Here is a 15,066-nt window from a genome sequence, read left to right as displayed (position 1 = left end):
GACCTTAGCGCTCGAGTGCAAACGCGACATCCACCGTCTGTCGCCGTCTGTTACCAGGCCGTTCCCCGGCGCCAGCGCTGCGATGCGGGCTCAGCAGCCAAACACGGCCGGTCGCCGCGTCCGACCGCATCCCCCTCGGCTACCCGCCAGCGACGACTGGCCGGGCGAGACGGAAGCCCACGGCGCTGAAGCGATCCTCCGGGCGCGCGGCGAAGCGACCTGCCGCGCGGCACACCGCGGGGGGCCCGGAGCTCCACGCGCCCCCGCGGATCGAGCGGAGCCCCGGAGCCGCCGCGTCCGCTGGCTGGAGGCGCGCGATGCGGTCGACCACCGTGGGGCCGTCGGGCATCCACAGCTCGGCGCACCAGTCGCGGATGTTGCCCGCGAGGCCCCGGGCGCCGTGGGGGCCCTCGTCCGTCGGATGGTCGTCCACCGGCGCCGGGCTCGCGGGGCCGGGGCGGCCGCCCACCATGCAAGCCCACGTCGGCTCGGGCTCGTCCCCCCAGGGGAAGAAGCGCCCGTCGACGCCGCGCGCGGCCTTCTCGCGCTCGAGCTCGCCGACGAGGCGCCACGGCGCGCCGGTGCGCGCCTCCAGCCAGGACGCGTAGGCGACGGCGCTGCGCCAGTCCACCGAGGCGACCGGGTGCCGCGCCTGCTCCGCGCGCGCCTGCGGGCCGAGCACGAAGCGCCCGTCCCCGTCGCGCGCGAACAGCGGGATGTCCACGTTGCCGGCGATCGCGCGGGCCGCGCGCGGGCACGCCGCCGCGGCCTCCGCCTCGCGCCCGCCCGCGAGCAGATCGTTCAGGAAGGCGAGGTACTCGGCCTGCGTCACCGGGTGCCGCCGCACCACGAAGCCGTCGACCCAGATCCGGCACGCCGGCAAGCCGTCGCCGGCCTGCGGGTCTCCGCCGGCCGAGAAGAAGCCCGCCGGCACGTAGACGTCCTCTTCGCCGAGCGCCTCCGAGGGCAGGAGGGGCACGACGAACGGCTCCGCGCCGCCCGGACGCACGCCGTCCCAGTGCTCGCCGCGGCCGATCTTCACGGGGTACGACGCCTCGCGGTACCCGGGCGCGCGGATCGAGAGCAGGTAGCTGCCGCGCGCGAGCGGGACCTCGCAGAGCGGCGTGTGACCGAGGAGGCCCTGAGGCTCGGCGCGAAGCCGGCGCCCCTGCTCGACATAGCGGAGCAGCCAGACCTGCGCCCCCTCGGGGTCGGTCCGCAGCGAGAGGGCCCCGGTGCCGCGGAGCAAGACCGCGTGCCGCTCGCGCGCGTGCGCCCTGAGGAACGCCTCGGCGCGCGCCGCGGCCTCGGCGTCGCGGGCCTCCTCGGCGGCCCGCAGATCGGCCAGGTGGGCGTCGGCGAGCGCCGCGTGCGCTTCGTCGAAGTCCGGGGCCTCGTTGAGCGCGGCGCGGAGCTTCTGGTGCCAGGTCGCCTCGTCCAGGGCGGCGGCGCGGTCGAGCGCGCGCGCCTCGTCCTCGAGCGCCCACCCCTGCGCCTTCTCGGCGGCGGGCGCGAACGAGTCGAGGCGCCCGAGCACCGCCTTCGCCTCGGCCCGGAGGGCCCGGGCGCGCGCGCGCAGGCCCTCGATCTGCGGCGCCAGCGCGCGCGACTCCTCGACCAGGGCGCGCGCCCGCTCGCGGCGGCGGGCGCCGTCGAGGAAGCCGCGGATCTCCGCGGCGAGCACCTCGGCGCTCGCGTAACGCGAAGGCGGCTCGCGCGCCATCGCCCGCTCGCAGATCGCGATGAGATCCCGAGGGATCTGGTCAGGGCACCGGACGGCGAGCCGCTCGGGCGACCGCTGGACCACCTGCGCCAGGACGGCCAGCGCCGTCCCCCGGAACGGGGGCTCGCCGCAGAGGAGCTCGTACAGGACGGCCCCGAGGGCGTACACGTCGCTGGGGGGCCCGAGCTGCTCGGCCTCGCCGCGCGCCTGCTCCGGGGGCATGTAGACCGGCGTCCCCAGGACCAGGCCCACGTGCGTGTGGTGGCCGCTGTCCGGGAGCGCGTCCGCCAGCGCGCCGCGCGCGGTCGCGCGGGCGATGCCCCAGTCCATCACGAGGACCTCGCCGAACTCGCCGATCATGACGTTGTCCGGCTTGAGATCGCGGTGGAGGACGCCCTGGCCGTGCGCGTACGCGACGGCCTCGCAGACGCGGACGAAGACGTCGAGCACGCGGCGCAGCGCCTCGGGCGAGGGGCCCGCCTCGCCCGAGGCGTGGAGCGCGCGGATCAGCGCGCTCAACGTGCGGCCGCGGACCTCCTTCATCGTGAACCAGAGCTGGCCGTTCGGGAGCATCCCGCAGTCGTGGACGGGGACGATCCCTGGGTGCTGAAGGCACGCCGTGAGGCGCGCCTCGTCGAGGAAGCGCGCCCGGCCGTCCGCGTCGTCTTGCCCCTCGATGCGCAGCAGCTTCATGGCGAGCACGCGGCCCATCACGCGATCGCGCACGCGCCGCACCTCGCCCATGCCCCCGCGGCCGATGAGCCCGAGATCCTCGTAACGGTCCCAGGGCCACGCCGCGACCGGCGCGTGGACCGCCGGAGGCGCGGCGCTCGGGCGGCGCTCGGCCGCCGCCGATGCGTCCCCGGTCAGCCCGGGCGCGCCCCCGGCCGCCGCCGGCGCCTCCCCGCTGGGCCCCGGCGCGCCTCTCGGCGCCGCCGGCGCGTCCCGGACCACGGTCGCCGGCAGCTCTTCCGTGAGGCTGCGCGCGGCGTGCTCGGCGAGCGCCCGCTGGATCTCCGCGCATGCCGAGGGAGACAGGTGCAGCTCACCCGCCAGCTTCCTGAGGAGTGCCGCGGGATCGCTCATGGGGGCCTTGCCTTCGACGCCGTTGATGTGGTCGGCGGCAGCATCTTACGCTGCATCCATGGCGGTCTTGAAGCATGAAGCCCACGGCGTTCGCGTGACGCTCCCGGCGCGCGCGCGGGTCGGCCGAGCGCGCGACTGCGCCGTGCGCCTCCGGGACCGCTGCGCCTCCGGCGAGCACGCCGTCCTGTTCTGGGACGGGGCTCGCTGGTGGATCCGCGACCTCGGCAGCACGAACGGCACGCACGTCAGCGGCCGGCGGCTCACGTCCGCCGAGCGGGTCGCGCTCGACGCGGGGACGGAGCTCGTGTTCGGCGGCGACGCCGAGCGCTGGACCGTGGAGGAGGCCGGCGCGCCCGTCACGAGCGCGCGGGCCGAGCTCACCGGCGAGGTGCGCCCGGCGGAGGAGGGCCTGCTCGCGCTGCCGGACGCCGCCGACCCCCGGGTGACGCTCTTCGAGGATCAGCACGGCGTCTGGCAGATCGAGATCGACGGGAGCACGCGCCCGGCCGTGGATCAGGAGCGCATCGAGGCCGGCGGCGCCTGGGTCCTGCGCGTCCCGCCGCAGGCGCTCGACGCCGTCGTGCCGACGACCGCGTCGAGCGCGGCGAGCCCCAAGCTCCTCGGCCTCACCGTGCTGCGCTTCGAGGTGAGCCACGACGAGGAGCACATCGCCGTCGCCCTGGTGCAGGGGGAAAAGGTCATCCAGCTCGCCGCGCGCGCCCACCACGAGCTGCTCCTCATGCTGGCGCGCTCCCGGCTGCGCGACCGGGAGACCGGGCTGCCCCCGGCCGAGCGCGGGTGGCGCTACGTCGATGACCTGCTCGGCAAGCTGCGGCTCGACCTCCATCACCTCAACGTCAACGTCTTCCGCGCCCGCCAGCAGCTCGCGCGCGCGGGCGTGCTCGACGCCGGCTCGCTCGTCGAGCGCCGGACGACGTCGCGGCAGATCCGGCTCGGCACCGAGGCGGTCGAGGTGGTCCGGTACTGAACATCGGGCCGCGGACGGAGCGCGCCGGCCCTCGCGCGTGACCGCCTGTCATCGACGCCGCGGCCGGGAGGATCCAGGTTTCCTCTCGTCGACGCCGGGTGAGGCCGCGCGGGTCGCGCGTCGTGAACACACACGCGCGACCGCGCCGCCGCCGGAGCGCGGGCTGGGCAGGGCCTGCGCGCTGCGATCGATGCTGTCGTGATCGTCATCCCAGGAGAGAGCGCAACCATGAGCAACGATGCAGACTCAACGTTCGGTGCGCCCGCCGCCGGCGCTTCCATCTCGACGCGCAGCCCGGCGAAGGCCAAACCGGGCTCCGGTGTGGCCGACCAGATCCCGCCGGACGTGAGGCTCAGGATCTTTTCGACCGCGGATCTCGTCCGGATCGTGGCCCTCGGGAGCAACGGTGTTTCCAATGGCCAGCTCACCTTCCAGGCGCAGACGGAGTACTGGCGGTGGGCGAACACGCTCACCTTCTCGAACACATTGACCTTCACGTCCGAGGTGATCCCGAGCTTCACGGCGCCGGCGCTCGACGCGTTCCTGGACGTCGTGAGCCCGAGCAACCAGTTCACGGCCCCCCGGAACCCGACCCAGGGCGACTGGACGCAGGGGACGCGCTCCGTCCCGGGGACCCGCACCGGGTACCTTTACCGGTTGCCGAGCCCCGACGACAGCCAGGTGAAGATGGGAGTCCTGTTCGAGAAGGACAACCAGACATCGGCCCTGATGGCGGCCGCCTGGTACGTGAATACGCAGGCGCCGAGCAACGGCCTTGCGTTCAACAAGAAGATCTTCACGCGCACGCTGACCCGGGTGAGCGGGACGCACCCGAACGCCATCGAGGTGGGCACCTGGTATTATCTCCTGATGGGCACGCCCTGACCTGGCGCAGGGGCGAGAGGCGGCGCGGCGGGGTCGCTCCCGGGCCCTCTCGAACGCGCGCGCCGCCTCAGAGGAACGGGGTGGAGCGCCGCTCCGGCTCGCGAAGGGGGATATGCAGCTCGCGCTGGGGAATCGGGACGACGATCCCCTCGGCGTCGAGCCGCTCCTTGAAGTGGCGCGTGAGCTCGAGCCGCGCCGGGAAGAAGTCGGCGGGGAGGGTCCAGGCGCGGACGAGCAGGTTGACCTTCTCGTCCGCGAGCTCGACAACGTCGACCGAAGGCGCCGGCTCCGGCAGCACGCGCGGCTCGTTCGAGAGGACGTCCCGCAGCGTGGCGATGGCGTGAGCGATGTCGGCGGTGGCGCTGACGCCGATCGTGAGGTCCATGCGCCGGCGCTGCGCCCGGGTGAAGTTCTGGATCTTGGCGGACCGGACCTTGGAGTTCGGCAGCGTGATCGGGACGCCATCGAAGCTCGTCAGCTTGGTCTGGAACACGTCGATGGCGTCGACGACGCCGGAGGTCCCGTCGACCTCGATCGCGTCGCCGACATCGAACGGACGGAGCACGAGCAAGACCAGCCCGGCGGCCACGTCCGACAGCGTGTCCTTGAGGGCGAGGCCGATGGTCAGACCCGCGGCGCCGAGCACGGCGAACAGGCTCTTCGTGTCCACGCCGAAGCGCTCGAGCACGGCCATTGCGGTGACCGTCAAGATGGTGAGTCGGCTTACGCTGGCCAGCAGGGGAATGAGGGTCGCGTCGACCTGCGTCCATTTCTTGCCGAGCGACCGCACGCTCCGCGCGGCCCAGGCCGCGGCCGTCCACCCGACGACCGCGATGAACAGCGCGCCCGAGACGCCGGGCCCGTGGCTCTCCAGGAGCTCGATAGGCGTGCCCCACGTCGGAATCCCCTGCTCCACTGCGCATCCTCCTCGGCTTCGACGCAGCGCGCGACGCCGCGCGCGGCCCAGCGCCGGGGTGTCTCCGCGCGCGGCCGGCGGGAGTCAACCCGCGAACGTGACGAGGCGGCGGAGCCGCTGCGCCGCGAGCTCCACGCCGTTCACGAGGCCCCGGAGGAGGTGGGCGGCGACGTCGTCCTTCGCCGCCCGCGTCGCGCGCATCGGGCGCGCCGCGAACCACGCGAGCTCGTCGGCGACCGCCTCGACCAGAGGCCTGCGCATCGACAGCCAGCGCGCGCACCACGCGGCGAGGGGCGTGTCGCCCTCCACGGTCGCGACGTACTGGAGCAGCTCGACGAGGTCGACGCCGTGCCGCATCCCGAGGAGCGTGCCGCGGTAGGACCTCTCGGTGCTGAGCAGGTGATCGGCGAGGTGATCGCGCAAGGCCGAGAAGGCCTCGCCCACCATGCTGCCGCCCGCGCTGATGGGCAGCCCGCGCTCGCGGAGGAGCGGGCGGACCTCCGACAGCGCGGCCTCCGCGTGGGTCGAGACCGCCCGCATGGCGTGCGCCGGCGGCACATCGCCGAGGCGCTCCGCCTCGATCCGCGGGTGGATCATCGCCGAGCGCTCCGTCTGAAACAGCTCCCGGACAAGGGTCGTGAGGAACGCGCGCCCTCTCCGGCTCTCTACCTGCGGCCCGGACTCGTCGCCCAGCAGGCCGCCCTCGCCATTCGTCGCTCCGTTGCTCTGAAGTTCCTGCATGGTCGCCCCCTCTCCTCTTCTCGCCGGAGCGTCAGGACCCGCTCGCGGCGCGCCGCGCTCCGGTCCTCGCCCCCGAGGTCGTCTTGCGCGAGGCCCCGCGCCGCGCTCCGGTCTTCGCCCCCGAGGTCGTCTTGCGTGAGGCCCCCGCACCGCCGCGGCGGGCCGTGCCCTGCGCGGCGCGGGAGCGGCCGCTCGTCGGCGTGGCCGAGGAGCTGCGCGAGCGAGCGCTGGACGCGGCGCTCTTCTTCGCCCTCGCCGGCGCCTTCTTCGCGGCCGTGGTCCGTCCGGCGCTCGCCGCGGCGTTCCGCTTGCGGGTCGCGGCCGCCTTCTTCGCCGCCGCGCTCCTCGCGGCGGCCGGCCGCGCCTTGGACGCGGCGCCTCCCTTGCGGCCCCCCTTTTTCGCCGGCTCCTTGTTCACTGGCTTGCCCACCCCCGATCCCGACTTCTTCCCCCCGCCGGTCATCTTGTTGACGGTCGCCCAGGCCCGCCGCTCGGCCTCTTCCTCGGAGACCCCGCGCTTCTCGTACCCCTCTTCGATGTGCTCGGCCTGCCGCTTCTGCTTGGTCGTGTAGCTGGATTTGTCGCCTCTAGGCATGGTGCCCTCCTTGCGCCTGCTCCACCTCGCGGGTCGGCAGCTTCGTCGGAAACGCCGGCTCGCCCCGTCGTGAGAGCGTGAGAATCGCGAGATCGTGCGAACGTGCGAACGTGCGGGAACGCGCGGAAACATGCGGGGAAGACAGACCGTGCGTGTGGCCCGGGTCCATCGAGCCGCGATGTCGGTTGCGTCGGTTGCGTCGGTTGCATCGACTGCGCCTGTTTCGATGGACGAGCAACGGCTGTGCCGTCGGAGAGCGCGGCGCCAGCCGCTGGCGGCGCGTCCGGGCCGGGCGCCCCGTCACACGCGGTTTCCCCGCTCCGCGGGCGGCCGGGTGATGGGGGCTCGTAGCGTGGCAATCGGCCCCGGATGTCGAGGAACGCCTCGGTCGTACCGCGCGAGGAGCGCGGCGCGCCGGAGGCTCAGAGGGACTCGAGGTAGGCGACCAGATCGTCCAGCTGCGCGGGGGCCAGGCCGGAGATGTCGCCGTGATCGTCGCCTCCGCACAGCGGATCGAAGCGATCGTGGAGCGTCGCCGCGCAGCCGTCGTGCATGAACGGGGCGCGCCCGGAGATGCCGAGGAGCGAGGGCACCTGCAACCGCTCGCCCTTGCCCACGTCCTCGTTCCGGTTGTTGGTGAGCATCGGGCCACCATGGCACTCCGCGCAGCCCACCTGCTTGTCATGGAAGAGCACCTCGCCCCGCGCCACGGCGGCGTCGTCCTCGGGCGGCGACGCCGGGAAGGCGGGCAGGCTGTCGATGTAACGGGCCATCAGGTCGAGCCGCCGGGCGCCGGGCTGCTGGCCGCCCATGCGGGAGACGAACACCTCCCCCATCAGGCCCTCGAGATCCTGCAGATCCCCGCTCCAGTGGAGGGGCGCCGTCTTCAGGATGCCGCCGCCCAGCGCCTGCGTCCGCCGCAGGCCCACCGGATCGAAGTCCCACGTCCGCCCGTCCTCGTGCCCTTCGGGGTGGCACGACGCGCACGCCACGGCGCTCACGCCGTTCGGCGGGCGGTGGAACATCTCGTGGCCGGTGTCTTTCACGCTCGCTCCCGGAAGAGCGATGATGCGCCGGCCGACCAACTCCAGGGCTGCCGGCTCCCGCAGCTGCACGACGATCCCGCCCTGGCCGTCGAAGGCCACGGCGACCGGCTGCCCGCTCAGCGCGTTCGCGGTGACCTCCGGGCTGCAGCTGGCCGTCTCGGCGTCGCGCTCCAGATTGTCGACGGTCGCGCTCACGACGGTGCGTCTGCCGGCCGCCACGATGGCCATCCGCGCGCCGTCGGGCGCGACCGCGATGTCGACCGGCAGCGAGACATTCGGGATCGCGGCCGCGGGCAGCGAGGGGATCGATGTGTCAGGAACGTCCGCCGGGTCGATCCTGCTGACCGCGGCGTGCACGATGTTCCCGTCGCAGTCGGCAGACTGGTAATAGCCGCCCGGGCTGAGGGTGACCTTCGACGACATCGCGCGCTGGTGCACCATCAGCGCACCTCCGCCGGCGAGCGGCGCCATGCGCCAGGCCACGGACGGCGCATAGTCCGAGTTGGCGAACCCGTTCGAGTGGAAGACGGGGAGCGTGCGGCGCGAGAGCACCGCGCCGTCGGGGCCCACGACCAGCGTCTCCGCGGATCTGAAGCGGCTGACCAGGAGCCGGTCGCCCTCGACCACGACGTCGCGCAGGTCGGGGGCGAGGCGGAGCTTCCGGACGGCGGGGCCGCCGGAGGCCGGGAGCGTCACGAGCTCGCCGCCGGCGCAGGCGACGTGGAGGGCGTCGCGCGAGGCGTCGTAGGCGACCCCGCGCGGCGCGCGGCAGACGTCTCTGCGCGCGATGACCGACCGCGCCTCGACATCGAGGGTCACCACCGCGCCGGCGCGCCGGAGCGCCACGTGGACCCGGCCGCTCGCGTCCTCGACGAGGCGCCCGGGCTCGTCGCCGCGCTCCAGCAGGACCGCCGTCGGCTCGCCGCCCTCGAGATCGACGATCCAGACGCGATCGCGGTCGGCGTCCGCCGCCACCGCCGTGCGACCGTCGCCGGCGACGATCAGCGTTCCGCCGCTGATGGCCGGCGGTGGCACCTCCGTCACCGTGATCTCCTGATCAGGGTCGCCGACAGGGGCCCCGGCCACCGGGGATGGATCCCCCGGGCCGCACGCCGTGAGAGCTGACGAGAAAACGCCCGTGGACAAGAGCCCTGCCACGACAAGAGAACGAGAAAGGCGCAGACGCATGGGTTCCTCCGTTCGCCGCGCGCGCGAGCTTAGCAAGGAGGATTCCAGGCAGATGTCGAGATTTGGACGGCGGCGATCCCCGCGGGCGGCGCGCCGTCCGGAGGTGGGAGCGGGAACGCGTGTTCTCGTGCGAGGCGCGAAGGGCGTCACGCGCCGCGCACGCCGGGGCGGGCGCTCGACCCTGGGGTCGCGACGGCGCCACGGAGGGCGCCGAGCAGCCGGCTGGATGGATGGAGGCCCGAACTCGGGAGGCCCGAGCTCGGCAGGAAGGCTGTCAGCGGTAGGCGCCGTATCCCAGCTCGTGCTCGATCTTGACCAGCTTGTTGTACAGGCCAATCACGAGCAGAGATGGCGCCCACTGGCCGATGAAGTTCGCGATCTGCTTCTTGCCGGCCAGCATGAAGCCGGCCGAGACCGCCATCGAGCCGATCGCCAACCCGAGATAAGCGCCGGACGGAATCCTGCCGGTCCTCTCCTCGATCTTCGTCGTGATCTTGCCCTCTTCCTTCTGGACCATCTGCTTCTGCATCATTGGCTCGGTGGTGGTCATCGTGGCTCTCCTTCCGCAGCGCCTGGCCGGCGCTGCCCTGGCCGGCGCTGCCGCGGCCGGCGGGAGCCGGTGCGACGACCGGGCCAGAAAAGAGGGCGTCCGGACGAGAACAAACCGCGCAGCGCTCTCTTCTGCCGCCGACGCTGCGGCGCGCTGTACCCTCCAGTCGACCCCCGCCGGAGCGAAGCGCAGGGGGCAGCGACAGCCGATGGCAGGGCTCGATCGCGCCCGACGCCCACTGCCACGTCGATGCACACGCCGGCTGGTAGGCCGCTCGATCGCCGGCCTCCGGCGCCGGGCCTGCCCGGGCGCCCGCGCCGCTCAGATCCGCGCCGTCACCGCGCGCAGGATCTGCCGCTGGGCCGCCGCGAACACGAGGAGCACAGGAAGGCTCAGGATCACGTTGCCGGCCATCACGAGGTGCCAGCGGACCCCTGTCCCCTGCTCCCGGAGGAGGGCGATCGCGAGCGGCAGCGTGCGCACCTGGTCGTCGGTCGTCATGACGAGCGGCCAGAAGTAATCGTTGTAGTGAAAGACGAAGCTGAACAGGAACAGCGCCGAGAGCGTCGGCCGCAGCATCGGGCCGAGGATCAGGTAGACGATCCTGAGCTCGCCAGCTCCATCCATCCTCGCCGCCTCGATGATCTCGTCAGGGACCGAGAGCAGCGCCTGGCGCACGAGGAACGTGCCGAGCGCGCTCACCCCGAAGGGCAGGATCAGCGCCCCGAACGTGTTCACGAGGCCGACCGAGCCGAGCATGGTGAAGACCGGAACGAACGTCACCTGCGCCGGGATGAGGAGGCACGAGAGCACCAGGACGAACGCGGCGCTCCGCCCCACGAACCTGAGCTTCGCGAGCGCATAACCGGCCGGGAGCGCGAGGGCGATCTGCAAGAGCGCGATGGCCGTCGCCATGAGCACGGTGTTGACGAAATACCGCATCACCGGCACCGCCTGGAGCACCTCGCGGTACGCGCCGAGCTGGAGGGCCTGCGGCAAGGGGTAAGCCGGAGCGCGGGTGATCTCGGGCAGCGTCTTCAGCGAGGTGATCGTCATCCACGCATACGGCCCGAGCCACACGATGGCCACAACGACGAGCACGGCGTCCGAGACGAGGCGGCGCGAGCGCGAGTACGAGTGCGAGTTGAAGCGCCCCGCGCCGGCGCCGCCGCTCTGCCCCGCCGTCACGACGGCCGCCTCGCCTGGCGCGGCGCGCCCGCGCGGAGCGCCCAGAGCTGCAGGACCGTCAACAGGAGCAAAAAGACGAAGAAGATCACGATCATGGCGCTGGCCCGGCCGACCCGCAGGTTCACGAAGACGTGCTCGTAGATCGCGTAGACGAAGAGGGTCGTCGCTTTGACCGGCCCTCCCTGCGTCATCACGCGGATCACGTCGAACGCTTGAAAGGAGAGGATGAGGCTCGTCGTCGCCACGAAGGCGGCGCTCGGGCGGAGCAGCGGCCATGTCACGTGGCGGAACCGCCGCCACGGGCCGGCGCCGTCGAGCGCGGCCGCCTCGTGGAGCGCGCGGGGAATGTCCTGGAGGCCGGCCAGGAAGATGACCATGGCATAGCCGGTGATCTTCCAGACGCTCACCGCGGCCAGCGCGAGCAGCGCCGAGCGGGGATCGCCGAGCCAGCTCATCGTCGGCAGGCCGAGCCAGCGGAGCGCGACGGTGAAGAGCCCCTCGGCGTCGAGGATCCACATCCAGAGGAGCGCCACCGCGACCCACGACACGACATAGGCGCTGAACACCGCGCCCCGCACGAAGGCATAGACCGGCCCAGGGCGATCGAGCGCCACCGCCAGCGCGAGCCCCAGGGCGCCGGAGAGCGCCACCACGACGGCGCTGTAGCCGAGCGTGCGGAGCAGCGTGCCGGCGAGCTCGCCGCTCTCGAGGAGGACCTCGTAGTTCCGGAGCCCGACGTACCGCGGGGGCGTGAGCAGGTCCCACGCAAAGAAGCTGTTCTTGGCCGCGAGCAGGAGCGGGACCAGGAAGAACACCGCCAGGAAGGCCGCCGTGGGCAGGAGGAGCAGGTAGGGCGAGAGGGGGTGTTTGGGCTTCATCGCTCGCGCGCCGCGCGGACGGCCTCGGAGAGGGTCTCGGCGGCGTCGCGCGGGGCGAGCACCGCCTCTTCGAGCCGGGGCTGCACCGCCTCGCGCTGGACGCGGAACAGGTCCGGAGACCAGGGCCAGGGCGCGGCGTGCGCGAGCTGGTCCACGGCGACGCGGTCGTTCGGGTGCGCGGCGTAGTAGCCGCCCTGCCTGAGCACCTCGAGGCCGCGGCGCGAGACGGGGATGTAGCCCGTCCGCGTCGCGAACGAGTTCGCCTGCTCCGGCTGCATCATCCAGCGCAGGAACGCGAACGCCGCCTCCTGCGCCGCCGGCGCGGCGCCCCGCGGCATCACGAACATCGTCCCGCCCGTGGGCACCGAGGCGCGCACGTCGCGCGGCAGCGGGGCGGCGCCGACCTCGAACTTCCCCGCGCCCGCCTGGCTCGCGTTGTCCTCCAGGTATCGAAGGAACGCGGTCGACGTCCAGATCATCGCGACCCGGCCTGCCAGGAAGTCGGTGTTCGTCACCTGCCACGCGTTGTAATCGCGCCCAGGCGGAGGCTTCATCGTGCGGTCCTCGTGCACGAGGGTCTGCCAGAACCGGAGGGCGCGCACGCCCGCCTCCCCGCCGAGCGTGGGCGTGCCGTCCGGGGCCACGACGTCGCCGCCCGCTTGCCCGACGAGCGCGGCCCAGAACCACCAGTCGACCGGGCACTCGAAGCCCCACCGCCGCGTGCTCTCGCCGTCGCGCACGACCAGCCGCGCGGCCGTCGCGCGGAGCTCCTCCCAGGTCGTCGGCGGCGACAGCCCGAGCTCGCGAAACACATCCCGGTTGTAGTAGGCGATCGGCGTCGATCGGTTGAACGGCAGGCACACGAGCGGGCGCTCGCCGCCGCCCACGAACGTCCCCGACTGGCCGAGGGCCTCGACCACGTCGAGGTCGCCGCCCGGCGCGTCGGCGAGGAACCGATCGAGCGGCTCGAGCACGTCCGCCTCGGCCAGGTAGGGCACCACCTCGCCGACCACGTGCGTCAGGGCGGGCGCCGCGCCCGCCGCGAGCGCGGTCCGCAGCTTGGCGAGCGCCTCGAAGTAGTCGCCCTGGTACACGGCGTCGATGCGGTAGCGGCCCTGCTCGCGGTGGAACTGGTCGACGAGCGACAGGAGCACCTCGCGGTTCTTGCCGCCGTACGCGAACCACAGCGAGGCCTCGGCGCGCGCGCCGGCGACGCGCTCGCGCCGCGCGCAGCCGATGGATCCCGCCGCGGCCGCGGCGAGCGACGCGGCGAGCGCCCGGAGCGCGTCGCGCCGCGAGCGCACGGCGCGGCCTTCCCCGCTCATGACGCCGCCCGCGGCGGGGCGATCCGCGCGCCGGAGCCCGCGTCGAACCAGAGCACGTCGCGCGGATCGAGCCGCGCGCGCACCGCCTCGCCCGGCGCGGGCGTCGCGAAGCCGTGCGCCCGCGCCCGCAGCCGCGTCCCGCCCGCGTCGAGGTACAGGAACGTCTCGGCGCCGAGCGGCTCGGCCACGACGACGCGCGCCTCGACCTCCACCTCGCCCTGCGCCCCCGCGTCGCCGTGCGATCCTCGCCCCGGCGCGACGCGCAGGTGCTCGGGCCGCACGCCGGCGATGGCCCGGTCGGGGAGCGCCACCCCCGGCGGGGCGGGCAGCGAGAGCGCCGCGCCCTCGTAGCGCTCGCCGGAGCGCTCGAGCGGGAGGAGGTTGATCGCCGGCGTGCCCAGGAACCCGGCCACGAAGGTGTTCGCCGGCGCCTCGTAGATGGCGCGCGGCGGGCCGACCTGCTGGAGCTCGCCGGCGCGGAGCACGGCGATGCGGTCGCCCATGGTCATGGCCTCGACCTGATCGTGGGTCACGTAGACCGACGTCGTTCCGAGGCGGCGCACGAGCGCCGCGAGCTCGACCCGGAGCTCGGCGCGCAGCGCGGCGTCGAGGTTCGAGAGCGGCTCGTCGAAGAGGAACGCCGCGGGGGCGCGCACGATCGCGCGCCCCATGGCGACGCGCTGGCGCTCGCCTCCGGAGAGCTCGCCGGGGCGCCGCTCTAACAAGTGGCCGATGGCGAGCAGCGCCGCGGCCTCCTCGACGCGGCGCGCCCGCTCCTCCCGCGCGATCCCGCGCATCCTGAGCGGGAAGCCCATGATGTCGCGCGCGGTCATGTGCGGGTAGAGCGCGTAGCCCTGGAAGACCATGGCCACGTCGCGGTCCTCCGGCGCGACGCGGCTCACGTCGCGCCCGCCGATCGAGACCGTGCCGCCGTCGGGGCTGTCGAGGCCCGCGATCAGCCGGAGCGCCGTCGATTTGCCGCAGCCCGAGGGGCCGACGAGGACGAGCAGCTCGCCGTCGTCGACGTCGAGATCCAGGCCGGCGAGCGCGGGTCGCTCGGCGCTCGGGAACCGTCGGGTCAGGCCTCGGAGCGAGAGGGTGGCCATGGCAAGAGCTCAGGTGGCGAGCAGGACGAGCCCGGGGATCGTACCGGCGACCGCGAGCAGCTTGGGGCTCGGGGAGACCGCGACGGGCACCCGGGCCGTCCGGAGCAGGGCGGCGTCGTAGGCGCTGTCGCCGAAGGCCGCGAGCACCGCGAGCTCGGGGAAGATGCGCTCGAGGGCGCGGGTCTTCCCCTCGCCGTAGGTCGCGGGCGCGCCGAGCTCGGGGGCGAGCCGGCCCTCGCGGACGGCCGGGGTCATCGCGGCGATGCGCTCGGCCGGGACGCCGAGGCGCGCGACGGCGCGCACGATCACGGCGCGCGGCGACGCCGAGACGACATAGACCGGGACGCCGCGCGAGCGCGCCCAGTCGAGGATCGGCAGCAGCGCGGGCCGGATCCGCCCGGCGTGGCCCCTCTCCTCGAGCACGCGGTCGACGAGCGCCGCGAGCTCGTCCTCGCGCCACCCCGCGAAGGCCCAGGCCATCGTCGCGAAGGCCCTGTCCTCCGGGTAGCGCTCGGCGTTGAACGCCGCGTAGAGCGCGCTCGCGATCTCGTGCGCGCCGCCCTCCGCGGCGACGCCGAACGCCTCGGCCTCGCGGCGCAGCGCCGCCTCCGCCTCGGGCCGCGCGCAGCGCTCCGCGAGGAACGCCTCGAAGAGGTCGACGCCCACGTCCCCTTCCCAGAGAGTGCCGTCCGCGTCGAACGCGAGCGCGGGGCGCGTGGCGTACGTGCCGTGCGCGGCCTCGATCCGCCGCAGGATGTCCGTCGTGCTCTCGCGCGGGATCGTCGCGCTGCCGTCGAGGTGTGCCGCCGTCATGGTCTCCCCGGGGCCGGACGCCTGGTCCGACCGAGGCC

The 15,066-nt window shown here is 73.8% G+C and carries 12 protein-coding genes and 1 pseudogene; 2 read left to right on the top strand and 11 right to left on the bottom strand.

Features of this window, described 5'->3' with window-relative positions; all coding sequences use genetic code 11:
* Positions 1 to 139: 139 nt before the first annotated feature.
* On the bottom strand, positions 140 to 2,809 hold the full coding sequence (locus WME82_RS50100; RefSeq protein ID WP_438041102.1) for a protein kinase domain-containing protein: 2,670 nt from the start codon (positions 2,807 to 2,809) through the stop codon (positions 140 to 142).
* Between the two features lie 58 nt (positions 2,810 to 2,867).
* Between WME82_RS50100 and WME82_RS50095 the strand changes: the two genes are divergently transcribed.
* Together WME82_RS50095 and WME82_RS50090 are read left to right on the top strand one after the other, a co-directional pair.
* Entirely contained in the window at positions 2,868 to 3,797 is a 930-nt protein-coding gene (locus WME82_RS50095) for an FHA domain-containing protein (protein WP_438041101.1), read from the top strand.
* 228 nt (positions 3,798 to 4,025) lie between these two features.
* Entirely contained in the window at positions 4,026 to 4,682 is a 657-nt protein-coding gene (locus tag WME82_RS50090) for a hypothetical protein (protein ID WP_438041100.1), read from the top strand.
* A 67-nt stretch (positions 4,683 to 4,749) separates the two neighbouring features.
* Here WME82_RS50090 and WME82_RS50085 read toward each other — a convergent pair whose 3' ends face one another.
* The 10 genes and pseudogenes from WME82_RS50085 to WME82_RS50040 form a co-directional block, all read right to left on the bottom strand.
* On the bottom strand, positions 4,750 to 5,598 hold the full coding sequence (locus WME82_RS50085) for a mechanosensitive ion channel family protein (protein WP_437858223.1): 849 nt from the start codon (positions 5,596 to 5,598) through the stop codon (positions 4,750 to 4,752).
* 84 nt (positions 5,599 to 5,682) lie between these two features.
* Complete coding sequence (locus tag WME82_RS50080; RefSeq protein WP_438041099.1) at positions 5,683 to 6,339, bottom strand: hypothetical protein; 657 nt, start codon at positions 6,337 to 6,339, stop codon at positions 5,683 to 5,685.
* 292 nt (positions 6,340 to 6,631) lie between these two features.
* Positions 6,632 to 6,934, bottom strand: a pseudogene (locus tag WME82_RS50075) (hypothetical protein); the annotation flags it as partial.
* 422 nt (positions 6,935 to 7,356) lie between these two features.
* The gene (locus WME82_RS50070) at positions 7,357 to 9,066 is read right to left on the bottom strand and encodes a cytochrome-c peroxidase (protein ID WP_438041098.1); all 1,710 of its coding nucleotides are present in this window, start codon (positions 9,064 to 9,066) and stop codon (positions 7,357 to 7,359) included.
* 376 nt (positions 9,067 to 9,442) lie between these two features.
* Positions 9,443 to 9,718 (bottom strand): hypothetical protein, encoded by a 276-nt coding sequence (locus WME82_RS50065; RefSeq protein WP_437743457.1) that lies wholly within the window; start codon positions 9,716 to 9,718, stop codon positions 9,443 to 9,445.
* 321 nt (positions 9,719 to 10,039) lie between these two features.
* A complete protein-coding gene (locus WME82_RS50060; protein WP_438041097.1) occupies positions 10,040 to 10,906 on the bottom strand; it encodes a carbohydrate ABC transporter permease in 867 nt (288 codons plus the stop codon).
* Positions 10,903 to 11,784, bottom strand: a complete 882-nt coding sequence (locus tag WME82_RS50055; RefSeq protein WP_438041096.1) for a carbohydrate ABC transporter permease — start codon at positions 11,782 to 11,784, stop codon at positions 10,903 to 10,905. Before WME82_RS50055 ends, WME82_RS50060 begins: the two co-directional genes overlap by 4 nt.
* On the bottom strand, positions 11,781 to 13,109 hold the full coding sequence (locus WME82_RS50050; protein ID WP_438041095.1) for an ABC transporter substrate-binding protein: 1,329 nt from the start codon (positions 13,107 to 13,109) through the stop codon (positions 11,781 to 11,783). Before WME82_RS50050 ends, WME82_RS50055 begins: the two co-directional genes overlap by 4 nt.
* The gene (locus WME82_RS50045) at positions 13,106 to 14,215 is read right to left on the bottom strand and encodes an ABC transporter ATP-binding protein (protein ID WP_438041094.1); all 1,110 of its coding nucleotides are present in this window, start codon (positions 14,213 to 14,215) and stop codon (positions 13,106 to 13,108) included. The genes WME82_RS50050 and WME82_RS50045 overlap by 4 nt, the downstream gene beginning before the upstream one ends.
* Positions 14,216 to 14,224: 9 nt before the next feature.
* Positions 14,225 to 15,028 carry an HAD family hydrolase gene (locus WME82_RS50040; RefSeq protein WP_438041093.1) on the bottom strand — a complete coding sequence of 268 codons (804 nt, stop codon included), beginning with the start codon at positions 15,026 to 15,028 and terminating at the stop codon, positions 14,225 to 14,227.
* Between the last annotated feature and the right edge of the window lie 38 nt (positions 15,029 to 15,066).

The sequence above is a fragment of the Sorangium sp. So ce128 genome, from assembly GCF_051525245.1.
Taxonomy (GTDB): Bacteria; Myxococcota_A; Polyangia; order Polyangiales; family Polyangiaceae; genus Sorangium; species Sorangium cellulosum_B.
Note: the sequence above shows the minus strand (reverse complement) of the source record. Positions and strands in the feature narration are given on the sequence as shown.